At 62.3% G+C, this 11,913-nt stretch carries 12 protein-coding genes; 11 read left to right on the forward strand and 1 reads right to left on the reverse strand.

All coding sequences use genetic code 11. The features are described 5' to 3' along the window. Positions 1–44 precede the first annotated feature (44 nt). Entirely contained in the window at positions 45–1,595 is a 1,551-nt protein-coding gene (locus APH35_RS24185) for a methyl-accepting chemotaxis protein (RefSeq protein WP_441295879.1), read from the forward strand. Between the two features lie 52 nt (positions 1,596–1,647). Here APH35_RS24185 and APH35_RS24190 read toward each other — a convergent pair whose 3' ends face one another. Then, positions 1,648–3,054: a purine-cytosine permease family protein gene (locus tag APH35_RS24190; RefSeq protein WP_060515657.1), complete on the reverse strand. Its 1,407-nt coding sequence runs from the start codon at positions 3,052–3,054 to the stop codon at positions 1,648–1,650. Between the two features lie 316 nt (positions 3,055–3,370). Between APH35_RS24190 and APH35_RS24195 the strand changes: the two genes are divergently transcribed. From APH35_RS24195 to APH35_RS24240, 10 genes are all read left to right on the forward strand, one after another. Then, entirely contained in the window at positions 3,371–3,856 is a 486-nt protein-coding gene (locus APH35_RS24195; RefSeq protein ID WP_060515658.1) for a flavin reductase family protein, read from the forward strand. 75 nt (positions 3,857–3,931) lie between these two features. Beyond that, positions 3,932–4,972 (forward strand): LLM class flavin-dependent oxidoreductase, encoded by a 1,041-nt coding sequence (locus tag APH35_RS24200; RefSeq protein ID WP_060515659.1) that lies wholly within the window; start codon positions 3,932–3,934, stop codon positions 4,970–4,972. Positions 4,973–5,276: 304 nt separating this feature from the next. Beyond that, positions 5,277–5,873, forward strand: a complete 597-nt coding sequence (locus tag APH35_RS24205; protein WP_003256068.1) for an amino acid synthesis family protein — start codon at positions 5,277–5,279, stop codon at positions 5,871–5,873. 68 nt (positions 5,874–5,941) lie between these two features. Continuing rightward, entirely contained in the window at positions 5,942–6,775 is an 834-nt protein-coding gene (locus APH35_RS24210; RefSeq protein WP_012271911.1) for an alpha/beta fold hydrolase, read from the forward strand. After that, the gene (locus APH35_RS24215; protein WP_060515660.1) at positions 6,772–8,253 is read left to right on the forward strand and encodes an aldehyde dehydrogenase; all 1,482 of its coding nucleotides are present in this window, start codon (positions 6,772–6,774) and stop codon (positions 8,251–8,253) included. Before APH35_RS24210 ends, APH35_RS24215 begins: the two co-directional genes overlap by 4 nt. A 13-nt stretch (positions 8,254–8,266) precedes the next feature. Beyond that, the gene (locus tag APH35_RS24220; protein ID WP_012271909.1) at positions 8,267–8,752 is read left to right on the forward strand and encodes a flavin reductase family protein; all 486 of its coding nucleotides are present in this window, start codon (positions 8,267–8,269) and stop codon (positions 8,750–8,752) included. A gap of 88 nt (positions 8,753–8,840) precedes the next feature. Then, positions 8,841–9,230, forward strand: coding sequence for a carboxymuconolactone decarboxylase family protein (locus tag APH35_RS24225; RefSeq protein WP_060493304.1), 390 nt, complete (start codon positions 8,841–8,843; stop codon positions 9,228–9,230). Positions 9,231–9,318: 88 nt separating this feature from the next. Further along, positions 9,319–10,071 (forward strand): GntR family transcriptional regulator, encoded by a 753-nt coding sequence (locus tag APH35_RS24230; protein WP_003256074.1) that lies wholly within the window; start codon positions 9,319–9,321, stop codon positions 10,069–10,071. Between the two features lie 2 nt (positions 10,072–10,073). Then, a complete protein-coding gene (locus APH35_RS24235; protein WP_012271907.1) occupies positions 10,074–10,637 on the forward strand; it encodes an NUDIX hydrolase in 564 nt (187 codons plus the stop codon). Between the two features lie 83 nt (positions 10,638–10,720). Further along, entirely contained in the window at positions 10,721–11,893 is a 1,173-nt protein-coding gene (locus tag APH35_RS24240; protein WP_060515661.1) for a zinc-dependent metalloprotease family protein, read from the forward strand. Positions 11,894–11,913 lie beyond the last annotated feature (20 nt).

The following is an 11,913-nucleotide window of genomic DNA, read 5'->3' on the forward strand; positions in this document are numbered from 1 at the left end:
GCGCTGCCAGCGTATTCGCCCTGTTGGGCATCCTGGTCCTGTTCATGGGCCTTATCGCACTCTACGAAACCCGCCAGATGGACACGGCTACCGACGAGATCCGGGTCACCTGGATGCCCGCCGTGGTGGCGTTGGGTGACATCAGCAGCAACCTCGGGCGCGCTCGCGCCGTCACCCTGCGCGCCGCGCTGGACGACAACCCCGACGAACGCACACGCAACCTGCAGCTGCTTGATGGCATCAATGCCGAGCTCAAGGATGGGTTGAAAGCCTACGCCGATACCATCATCGCGGCCGACGACCGTGCCCTGTTCAACACGTTCAACGACGCCTACCAGCAGTATTTCGACCTGCAAGTGAAGGTGCTGCAGGACATTGCTGCTGGCCGCATGAGCGAGGCCAAGCAGCAGATCGGCGGCCCACTCACGCAGCGCGCCGACGGCATGATGAAGGCCTTGACAGCGTTGATCGTCTACAACAGCAAGGGTGCCGAAGATGCCTCGCAGCGCAGCAGCGATGTGGCCGACGAGGCATTCACTGCCATCATCGTCTCGTTGCTGGTGATCATGCTTGCGCTCGCCGCCATTGCCACCGTGCTTACCCGCAGTATCGTTGTGCCGCTGGCCGATGCCGTGGCTGTCGCCGAGCGTGTGGCCACCGGCGACCTCACCCGGGAAATCCGCGTGATCGGCCAGGACGAGCCAGCCTTGCTGCTGCGCGCCTTGGGCCGTATGCAAGACAGCCTTCGCGACACCTTGCGCAAGATCGCGGCTTCGTCGGACCAACTGGCCTCGGCCTCGGAAGAGCTGCACACGGTCACTGAGGACACCAGCCGTGGCCTGCACCAGCAGAGCGCAGAAATCGACCAGGCGGCGACGGCCGTCAACCAGATGACTGCAGCGGTCGAGGAAGTGGCGAACAATGCGGTCAGCACCGCCGACGCCTCGAAAGGCGCCGACCAGACTACCCGCGACGGCCGCGACCGGGTCAACCAGGCACTGGCGTCCATCCAGCACCTGGTGGCTGACGTGACCGGTACCTCGGCCGAGATCGAACAGCTGGCCACCAATGCCAACGAAATCAGCCGCGTGCTGGATGTGATTGGTGCGATTGCCGGGCAGACCAACTTGCTGGCGTTGAACGCCGCCATCGAAGCGGCTCGCGCTGGCGAGGCAGGCCGTGGCTTTGCCGTGGTGGCCGACGAGGTCCGCGCCCTCGCCCACCGCACCCAGCAGTCGACGGCAGAGATCGAGCAAATGATTGCCGGTATCCAGAACGGTACCGAACGCGCGGTGACGGCGATGCACAGCAGCCAGGGGCGTGCCACCGGCACGTTGGAGGTGGCGCAAGGCGCCGGGGTGGCGTTGGAAGTGATTGCCGAGGCGATTGCGTCGATCAATCAGCGCAACCTGGTGATTGCCAGTGCTTCGGAGGAGCAGGCACAGGTGGCGCGGGAGGTGGACCGTAACCTGGTGAACATTCGCGACCTGGCGATGCAGACGTCGGCAGGGGCGAACCAAACCAGTGCGGCGGCACAGGATTTGTCGCGGTTGGCGGTGGATCTGAACGGCATGGTGGCGCAGTTCAAGGTCTGATCTGAAACTGCCGGGGCCGCGTTGCGGCCCCGGTTACAGCAACGACGCTCTATCAGTCATTGACACTCACAACCCGCCCCGTCTTCTCGCCAGCCTTGCCCCGAGTCGCCAGGCAGTAATACAGCGGCACCGTGACAATCAGCCCGAACAGCCAGGACAAGTCCGCCCCTTCGACGATGTTGGAATACGGCCCCACATACAACGACGTATTGGCAAACGGCAACTGCACCAGGATGCCGCAAGCATAGGCAATGATCGCGTGGTGGTTGAAGCGGCCATAGATGCCACCGTCTGCACTGAAGATCGAGGCGATGTCGTACTGCCCCTTCTTGATCAGGTAGAAGTCGATCAGGTTGATCGAAGCCCACGGCACCAGCACCAGCAGCAGCGCCAGGATCAGGCCGATGAAGTGGCCGATGAAGTCCGCAGAAGCGTTCAGCGCAACCATCGCGCAGCCAACCAGAATCACCGACGCCAGGATCACCCGCACTTTGATGCTCGGCGTCCACTCGGCCATGAAGGTCTGGATCGCCGTGACGATCGACAGCACCGCGCCATACAGGTTAAGGGCGTTGTGGCTGATGATGTTGAGCAGGAACAGCACCATCAGGACCGGGCCCAGCCAGCCAGTGGCCTGCTTCACCGCGTCCATCGCATCGGTTCCTTCCGGTACGCACAGCACCGCCACCGCACCAAAGCTGAAGCACAGGATGGTGCCCAGGGTGGCGCCGAAATAGGTAGCCCAGAACGGCCTGGCAATACCCACTTCACGCGGCAGGTAGCGCGAGTAGTCGGAGGTGTAAGGCGAGAAACTGATCTGCCAGATGGTGCCCAGCGACACGGTGGCGATGAAACCGGACAGGTTGAACGCGCCGCGGCTGAAGAAGTCGGCCGGCAGGTCCTGGATGAACATCATGATGAAACCGGCCAGCAAGGCCGAACCCATCACCCAGGTACCGATACGGTTGAGGATGTGGATGAAGCGGTAACCGATCACACCAATGGCGGTGGCGCTCAGGGCGCCGATCACAATGGCGCCGGGCATCGGCACGCTCGGGGCGATACCGTGGATGGTCTTGCCTGCCAGGACAATGTTGGAAATAAAGAAGCCGACATAGATCAGCGCGGTGAAGAACACGATCAGCAGCGCGCCGTAACGGCCAAACTGGCCACGGCTCTGCACCATCTGTGGAATGCCCAGCTGCGGTCCCTGCGCAGAGGCCAGGGCGATGACCACGCCCCCAACCAGGTGGCCCAGCACGATGGCGATCAACCCCCACAGCAGGTTCAGGTGGAACACCTGGACCACCATGGCGCCGGTGACGATGGGCAGTGGCGCAATGTTGGTGCTGAACCAGAGGGTGAACAGGTCGCGCGCCTTCCCGTGGCGCTCGGCAGGTGGAACGTAATCGACCGTGTGATTCTCGACAAACTGGTGTTGCGATGACGGTTGGGACATGGTTTTCAGCTCGAAAGGTCGTTTTTATCTTTGTAAGGAAACCGCATCTAGGCGGCCTCTCAGCTGCGGACCATATTATGGTATTCCAAACTTTTGACAACACTGATCCGCAGTAAAAAACGCCCGCTGATCCGCTTGCAAAAGCCCTGCGACAAACCACCTCACCGCTCAAGACCACGATATACGTGGCCTTGAGCCGTTCATCGTGAAAAACCAGGGCTGAAAATTCCGCTTGCAAAATAGGTATTACGGTATACCATCAGACATATCAACGATAAAAACCGCGGACCACCGCAGCCTTTTAGAGGTACTTCCGATGATCGACGCAACCGTCTACAAGAACGTCCTGGGCTCCTTCCCATCCGGCGTTACCGTCATCACCACCCTGGACGACGACGGCTCGGTCGTCGGCCTGACCGCCAGCGCCTTCTCTTCCCTGTCGATGGACCCGCCGCTGGTGCTGTTCTGCCCCAACTACACCTCCGACTCCTACCCGGTACTGATCAAGCAGAAGCGCTTCGCCATTCACCTGCTGTCCGGTGAACAGCAAGCCGAAGCCTATGCGTTCGCCAAGAAGGGCAAGGACAAGGCCAGCGGCATCGAGTGGACCCTGAGCGAACTGGGCAACCCGGTCCTGGCCGGCGCCACCGCAGTCATCGAATGTGAACTGTGGCGTGAGTATGAAGGTGGCGACCACGCCATCATGGTCGGCAAGGTGCACAACCTGATTGTCCCTGCGCAAGCGCCACGGCCGATGGTGTACTGCCGCGGCAAGATGGCCAGCCTGCCGGCCTTAGCCTGAAGCCTATTCTGAATCGATACCCCTGGCGCCTCCCCTGCCCGGCGCCAGACCCTTTCAAGCGTTGAGGAAAGCCCCATGAAATTTTCGTTGTTCGTGCACATGGAACGTTGGGATGAACAGGTCAGCCACCGCCAGCTGTTCGAAGACCTGACCGAACTGACCCTGATGGCCGAAAACGGCGGTTTCAGCACCGTGTGGATCGGCGAACACCACGCCATGGAGTACACCATTTCGCCAAGCCCGATGCCGCTGCTGGCCTACCTGGCCGCACGTACCGACAAGATCCGCCTGGGCGCCGGCACCATTATCGCGCCGTTCTGGAACCCGATCCGCGTTGCCGGTGAATGCGCCCTGCTGGACGTGATCAGCAACGGCCGCATGGAAGTGGGCCTGGCCCGTGGCGCCTACCAGTTCGAGTTCGACCGCATGGCCAATGGCATGCCGGCCACCGACGGCGGCAAGGCGCTGCGTGAGATGGTGCCTGTGGTACGCAAGCTGTGGGAAGGCGACTACGCCCATGACGGCGAAGTCTACAAGTTCCCCACCTCCACCAGCGTGCCGAAACCATTCAACGCGACGCCGCCGATGTGGATTGCCGCCCGCGACCCCGACTCGCATAACTTCGCAGTGGCAAACGGCTGCAACGTCATGGTCACCCCACTGATGAAGGGTGACGAAGAAGTCCTGGACCTGAAGAACAAGTTCCAGGCCGCCCTGGACAACAACCCGAACGTACCGCGCCCACAACTGATGGTGCTGCGCCACACCCACGTGCACAGCCCAGCCGAACCGGAAGGCTGGAAGGTCGGTGCCCAGGCCATCTCGCGCTTCTACCGGACCTTCGACGCCTGGTTCGGCAACAAGACCACCCCGGTCAACGGCTTCCTCGAGCCAAGCCCGGAATCGAAGTTTGCCGAAGTGCCGGCGTTTCAGCTGGAGAACATCCGCAAGAACACCATGATCGGCACCCCGGAAGAAATCATCGCGCGCATCAAGTACTACCAGGAACTCGGCGTCGACGAGTTCAGCTTCTGGTGCGACAACAGCCTGCCCCACGCCGAGAAGAAAAAGTCGCTGGAGCTGTTCATCAAGGAAGTGGTGCCGGCGTTCGCCTGAATTCCCTTTGCCTGAATCATTGCGGGACGCGCCCGCTCCCGTGGGCCCCTTCGGCCTGCGTGAGCGGGCTTTTTTTTGAAACCTGCACTGCCTCTTCGCGGGTAAACCCGCTCCCACAGGAATACGCGGTCCCTTGTGGGAGCGGGTTTACCCGCGAAGAGGCCAGTGCAGACACCACAAAAATCAAGGCATCAGGCCACCTTTCGTCCCCCGGCAAGAGAAATTTCCTGACACCTCTTGCACAACAAATATTATGGTATACCATCAGACAACAAGAGCTGATAACCCTCACCAGGAGCCACCCATGAGTTTCGAAATCCGCAAGATCGTCACCTACTCCGAAGAGACCCGCATCGAAGGCGGCAAGGCCACCGACAAACCGGTGACCATGGTCGGCCTGGCCGTCGTGATCAAGAATCCATGGGCCGGTCGTGGTTTCGTTGAAGATCTGAAGCCGGAAATTCGCGCCAACTGCTCGGAACTGGGTGCCCTGATGGTCGAGCGCCTGACCGCCGCCATCGGCGGTGCCGACAAGATCGAAGCCTACGGTAAGGCTGCTGTGGTCGGCGCCGACGGCGAAATCGAGCACGCCTCGGCCGTGATCCACACCCTGCGCTTCGGCAACCACTACCGCGAAGCGGTACAGGCCAAGAGCTACCTGAGCTTCACCAACAAGCGCGGCGGCCCAGGCACCTCGATCCAGATCCCGATGATGCAGAAGGACGACGAAGGCCTGCGCTCGCACTACATCACCCTGGAGATGCAGATCGAAGACGCCCCGCGCGCCGACGAAATCGTCGTGGTCCTGGGCGCAGCCGATGGTGGCCGCCTGCATCCGCGCATCGGCAACCGCTACATCGACCTGGAAGAACTGGCTGCCGAAAAAGCCAACGCTCAATGACAACAACCAAGACGGGCCGGGGCGTGGCGTGCTTACCCGCCGCGCCCGACCTTCAAGGAGCGCCCTCCATGATTCAGCCTGTCGCTGAACGCACACCTGCCGGCACCAGCTACCTGGCTGTCGGCCAGGGCCAACCCGTGGTTCTGATCCACGGCGTGGGCCTGAACAAGGAAATGTGGGGCGGTCAGTTCGTTGGCTTGGCCAACGACTACCGCGTCATCGCCTACGACATGCTCGGCCACGGTCAAAGCCGCGTACCGGCCGCCGACACACCGCTGGAAGGCTATGCCGACCAGCTCGCCGAACTGCTTGACCACCTGCAAATTGCCCAGGCCACCGTGATCGGCTTCTCCATGGGCGGCCTGGTTGCCCGAGCATTTGCCCTTAACCACCCGCAGCGCCTGACTGCCCTGGTGGTGCTCAACAGCGTGTTCAACCGCACCCCGGAGCAAAGCGCTGGCGTGATTGCCCGCGCGGCCCAGGCGGCGGAGCTGGGCCCCGATGCCAACGTCGATGCAGCCCTGGACCGCTGGTTCAGCCGTGAATACAAGGCAGCCAACCCGGCGCAGGTCGCCGCCATTCGCCAGGTACTGGCGAGCAACGACCCGCAGGGCTACCACACCACTTATTCGCTGTTCGCCACCCAGGACATGTATCGCGCCAATGACCTGGGCAGCATCCAGGTGCCGACGCTGATCGCCACCGGCGAACTCGACGCTGGCTCCACCCCGGCCATGACCCGCCAGCTCGCCGCCAGCATTCCAGGCGCACACAGTGTGGTCCTCGCCGAGCAACGGCATATGATGCCGGTGGAAGCACCCCGTGAAGTCAACAAGATGCTGCTGGACTTCCTTGCGCAAGCCCGCACCCTCACCGAATCCGCCAAGGGGATTGTTGCATGACCCTCGTTCGTTTCCAGATGTGCATCGACGGCCAATGGCGCGATGCCCAGAGCGGCAAGACCTTCGACAGCCTCAACCCGGCCACCGCCCAGGCCTGGGCGCAACTGCCCGACGCCGACGAAGCCGATGTGGAGCTGGCCGTACAGGCCGCCCAGCGTGCCTTCGACAGCAAAGAGTGGCGCAGCATCACCGCCACCGCACGCGGCAAGCTGCTGCGTCGCCTGGGCGACCTGATTGCCGAGAACAAGGAACACCTGGCCCAGCTGGAAAGCCGTGACAACGGCAAGCTGATCCGCGAAACCCGCGGCCAGGTTGGCTACCTGCCAGAGTTCTTCCACTACACCGCAGGCCTGGCCGACAAACTCGAAGGCGGCACCTTGCCGCTGGACAAGCCCGACCTGTTCGCCTACACCGTGCACGAGCCTATCGGCGTGGTGGCCGGGATCATCCCCTGGAACAGCCCGCTGTACCTCACCGCGATCAAGCTGGCCCCGGCCCTGGCCGCCGGCAACACCATCGTGCTCAAACCGTCCGAGCACGCCTCGGCGACCATCCTTGAGCTGGCCCGCCTGGCCCTCGAAGCCGGCTTCCCGGCCGGCGTGGTCAACGTGGTCACCGGTTACGGCCCAAGCACCGGCGCAGCGCTCACCCGCCACCCGCTGGTGCGCAAGATCGCCTTCACCGGCGGCGCTGCCACCGCCCGCCACGTGGTGCGCAGCAGTGCCGAGAACTTCGCCAAGCTGTCGCTGGAGCTGGGCGGCAAGTCGCCGAACATCATCTTCGCCGACGCCGACCTGGACAGTGCCATCAACGGTGCCGTGGCCGGCATCTATGCAGCCTCCGGGCAAAGCTGCGTGGCCGGTTCGCGCCTGCTGGTGCAGGACGAGATCTTCGACGAATTCGTCGAGCGCCTGATTGCCCGCGCCAAGCGTATCCGCATCGGCAACCCGCAGGACGACGCCAGCGAAATGGGCCCAATGGCCACCGCACAGCAACTGGCCGTGGTCGAAGGCCTGGTGGCTGCGGCCAAGGCCGAGGGCGCCAAGCTGCACCTGGGCGGCAAGCGTGCCGAGGTTGAAGGTGACGGCTGGTTCTACGAACCGACCCTGTTCGAGTGCGACAGCAACTCGATGACCATCATGCAGGAGGAAGTCTTCGGCCCGGTCGCCGCGGTGATCCGCTTCAAGACCGAGGAAGAAGCCCTGGCCATCGCCAACGACTCCCAGTTCGGCCTGGCTGCCGGCATCTGGACCCGCGACCTGGGCCGTGCCCACCGCCTGGCCCGTGACGTGCGCTCGGGGATCATCTGGGTCAACACCTACCGCGCCGTGTCGGCCATGGCGCCGATCGGTGGCTTCAAGAACAGCGGCTACGGCCGCGAGAGCGGCATCGATTCGGTGCTGGCCTATACCGAGCTGAAGACCGTGTGGATCAACCTGTCCACCGCACCGATGCCCGACCCGTTTGTGATGCGTTAGGAGGTAGCACGAGATGATCGAACCCGGCATCTACAAAGACGTGATGGGCTCCTTCCCGTCCGGCGTCACGGTAGTCACCACCCTGGACGCCGACGGCGCCATCGTCGGCATCACCGCCAGCGCCTTCAGCGCGCTGTCGATCGACCCGGCACTGGTGCTGTTCTGCCCTAACTATGCCTCCGACACCTACCCGGTTTTGCGTGACAGCAAGCAGTTCGCGATACACCTGCTGTCCGCCGAGCAAACCGCCGAAGCCTATGCTTTCGCCGGCAAGGGCAAGGACAAGGCCAAGGGTGTCGAGTGGCACCTGAGCGAGCTTGGCAACCCGCTGCTGGCCAAGGCCACGGCGATCATCGAGTGCGAACTGTGGCGCGAGTATGACGGCGGTGACCACGCGATCATCGTCGGGGCGGTGAAGAACCTGGTGCTGCCCGAGCAGCCGGTAACGCCGATGGTTTACCACAAAGGCAAACTCGGCGCCCTGCCGCCCTTGGGTTGACGTACGCCAACACCGATCCCCTGTTTTAGGGGCCGCGCTATCGTCTCACCCTCGGTTGCGGCCCCTGTTTTATTCCGGAGTACTGCACATGAGCAATGAAACGTACGAAAAAGGCCTGAAGATCCGCACCCAGGTGCTGGGCGAGGACTACGTCAACCGCTCGATCCAGAACGCCGACGCGTTCACCCAGCCGTTGCAGCAGCTGGTCACCGAATACTGCTGGGGCCACGTCTGGGGCCGCGAAGGCCTCTCGCTCAAAGAGCGCAGCATGATAAACTTGGCCATGATTTCCGCGCTCAACCGGCCCCACGAGCTCAAGCTGCACATTCGCGGCGCATTGCGCAATGGCCTGAGCCGTGAACAGATTCGCGAGATCCTGCTCCAAGTCGGCATTTATTGCGGCGTACCCGCGGCGGTGGACAGTTTCCGCCTGGCCCGTGAAGCGTTTGCCGAAGCCGATGCGGAGTCAACCCGTTAACAACGGGCTGTTCGAACCACTGCATGGAAAGCCTCGGTTCGGGGCGTTCCGCGATGTTGGCGCAACAGCCTCATAAAGAGCGCACCTGATGAAACGCCAGCCACTCGACGACAGCTTCAAGGTCAACCGCAACCCCGTTACCCTGCGCGAAATCGTGCTCGACAAGCTGCGCGCCGCGATCATGAACTTTCACCTGCTGCCAGGCGACCGCCTGGTCGAGCGCGACCTCTGCGACCGCTTGGGCGTCAGCCGTACTTCGGTGCGTGAAGCCCTGCGCCACCTGGAGTCCGAAGGCCTGGTGGAATTCGCCGACGCCAAAGGCCCGCGCGTGGCCATCATTACCCTGGAAGACGCCCGCGACATCTACGAGCTGCGCTGTGTGCTCGAAGGCCTGATCGTGCAGCTGTTCACCCTCAACGCCAAGGCCAAGGACATCCGTGCTCTGGAGCGCGCGCTGGAGGTCAACCGCGAAGCACTGGAAGAAGGCGAGCTGCAACAGGTGCTGGATTCGGTACAAGGCTTTTACGATGTGCTGCTGGAAGGCTCCGGCAACCAGGTGGCGGCGCAGCAGCTGCGCCAGTTGCAGGCCCGCATCAGCTACCTGCGCGCCACCTCGGTGTCGCAGGAAAACCGCCGTGGTGCCAGCAACCGCGAAATGGAAAAGATCGTCGAGGCGATCAAGGGGGGCGACCCACTGGTGGCCCACCAGGCCTCGGTCGACCACGTCCGCGCCGCCGCCAAGGTGGCCCTGGACTACCTGCGCCAGAAGCAGGATGACAACGCCAAGGTGCGCGACATTGTCGAGCCCCTGGCCCTGAAGGAACCCCGCATAGGCCGCTGATCATGCCCAACGCCCCGCGCTACTGCCCGCACTGCACCACGGAACTGGCCCGGGGCGTTCCCACAGGCGACACCCATGAACGCCTGCACTGCACCGGCTGCGGCTACATCCATTACATCAACCCGAAGATCATCGCCGGCTGCATCATCGAGCGCGATGGCAAGTACCTGCTGTGTCAACGCGCCATCCCGCCGCGGCCGGGCACCTGGACTTTACCCGCCGGGTTCATGGAGGCTGGGGAAACCACCGAGCAGGCGGCATTGCGCGAAGTGTGGGAAGAAACCGGCGTTCGTGCGGACATCGTCTCACCCTATTCGATCTTCAGCGTGCCGAAAATCAGCGAGGTGTACATCATCTTCCGCGCCAGCGTCACCGAAGAGACCGGGCAGTACGGGCCGGAGACCCTGGCTTACAAGTTCTTCGAACCGGATGAAATCCCCTGGGATCAAATTTACTACCCGGCGATCCGGCAGATTCTCGAGCGCTATATCCTCGAGCGCCAGGCCGGCGTGTATGGCATATACATGGGCAATGACGACACCGGCAAGGTGCACTTCATTCGCTGAAACCGGCGAACCACCTAGTAAAACTGCCAGGTTCCAGTTCCGCAACGGGTTGCTAGCGTATGCACTCCACTCGGAGTATGCCCATGAAGATCTGGAATCGCCTCCTGTGCCTGCTGCTAACGACAACGCTAGCTGCCTGTTCGACCATCAACCCGCCAGTGCAGGCTACCAGGGCGGCGTGGATCCCCGAACAGTGGCAGGTGCGCATCAATCCACAGAGCATTGATACGGACACCCAGCGCCTGAGCCTTGTAATTCCCGGCGAGGGGCGTCTCCTGGCAGACCGGATAGCGGTCCATACGCTGCCAGACGGCACGATTGCCTGGCATGGCACTCTCATCGCTGAGAGTGCCGCCCCTGCAGCAAACGGTTCGCTCAAGGCCGCCCTGAACAGCATCATTCTGATCCGCTCCAGCAACCGAGTTAGCGGAATCCTCCGCCGCGATGGCCAGGCTTACAGCCTCCTTCCCAGTGGGGATGCAACGGTACTGAGCAAGATCGACGCAGCGAAGCTGCCTCCCGAACACGATCCGTCAATACCAAGCGGGGCAATGCTCGGCCCCCGCCAACATGTCGCAATAGCGCCTTACCAGCCGGGCCATGCCACTATTCGGGTACTGGTTGTCGCTTCGCGTCAGGCTGACGAAGCCAGCGAAGACTTGAGAGCAATGGCTCATCTGGCCATCCAGGAGTCGAACCAGACCTTCGTCGAAAGCGGAATCGATCTTTCGCTGGAACTTGCAGACGTGATCCCACTGGACTACGAGCAGTCATTCAGTCCGAACTGGGATTTGGACAGGCTCATGAAGATCGATGACGGTTACATGGACGAAGTCCATGATATGAGAGACACCTTGAAGGCCGACGTGGTGGTTTTGCTACGTGACAACGCCAACACGAGCTGTGGATTTGCCGGTGAGATCGGCGCCAGCGCCGAAACTGCATTCACCGTAGTAAACGTGCGCTGCATCGGGGACGGGACATTCACCTTTTCCCATGAAATCGGCCACCTTTTAGGGGGGGCGCATGATAACGCAAGCGGTCCGTTCGCCTATGGCCATGGCTACGCTCATGAGCCAGCGGACGGGCCAAAATTTTATACCGTCATGACCGCTTTCAGACTGGATACGGTCCGGCTACCTTACTGGTCAGACCCGCAGCGCGAGGTGGACGGCATCCGGTTGGGGGACAAGGACACCGCCGATAACCACCGTTTGCTCGAAGAGCGCAAAGGGATCGTGGCGGGTTTTCGCTAACAGCTCACCACTCGCCTGGC

Source organism: Pseudomonas sp. NBRC 111132 (genome assembly GCF_001320565.1).
Classification (GTDB): Bacteria; Pseudomonadota; Gammaproteobacteria; order Pseudomonadales; family Pseudomonadaceae; genus Aquipseudomonas; species Aquipseudomonas putida_P.

Excerpts from the sequence above, each read along its gene's own strand:
- APH35_RS24200 (WP_060515659.1), top strand. The coding sequence starts at position 3,932 with ATGAAATTTTCGTTGTTCGTGCACATGGAACGTTGGGATGAACAGGTC.
- APH35_RS24195 (WP_060515658.1), top strand. The coding sequence starts at position 3,371 with ATGATCGACGCAACCGTCTACAAGAACGTCCTGGGCTCCTTCCCATCC.
- APH35_RS24220 (WP_012271909.1), top strand. The coding sequence starts at position 8,267 with ATGATCGAACCCGGCATCTACAAAGACGTGATGGGCTCCTTCCCGTCC.
- APH35_RS24185 (WP_441295879.1), top strand. The coding sequence starts at position 45 with ATGGGCCTTATCGCACTCTACGAAACCCGCCAGATGGACACGGCTACC.
- APH35_RS24240 (WP_060515661.1), top strand. The coding sequence starts at position 10,721 with ATGAAGATCTGGAATCGCCTCCTGTGCCTGCTGCTAACGACAACGCTA.
- APH35_RS24190 (WP_060515657.1), bottom strand. The coding sequence starts at position 3,054 with ATGTCCCAACCGTCATCGCAACACCAGTTTGTCGAGAATCACACGGTC.
- APH35_RS24205 (WP_003256068.1), top strand. The coding sequence starts at position 5,277 with ATGAGTTTCGAAATCCGCAAGATCGTCACCTACTCCGAAGAGACCCGC.
- APH35_RS24225 (WP_060493304.1), top strand. The coding sequence starts at position 8,841 with ATGAGCAATGAAACGTACGAAAAAGGCCTGAAGATCCGCACCCAGGTG.
- APH35_RS24230 (WP_003256074.1), top strand. The coding sequence starts at position 9,319 with ATGAAACGCCAGCCACTCGACGACAGCTTCAAGGTCAACCGCAACCCC.
- APH35_RS24235 (WP_012271907.1), top strand. The coding sequence starts at position 10,074 with ATGCCCAACGCCCCGCGCTACTGCCCGCACTGCACCACGGAACTGGCC.
- APH35_RS24215 (WP_060515660.1), top strand. The coding sequence starts at position 6,772 with ATGACCCTCGTTCGTTTCCAGATGTGCATCGACGGCCAATGGCGCGAT.
- APH35_RS24210 (WP_012271911.1), top strand. The coding sequence starts at position 5,942 with ATGATTCAGCCTGTCGCTGAACGCACACCTGCCGGCACCAGCTACCTG.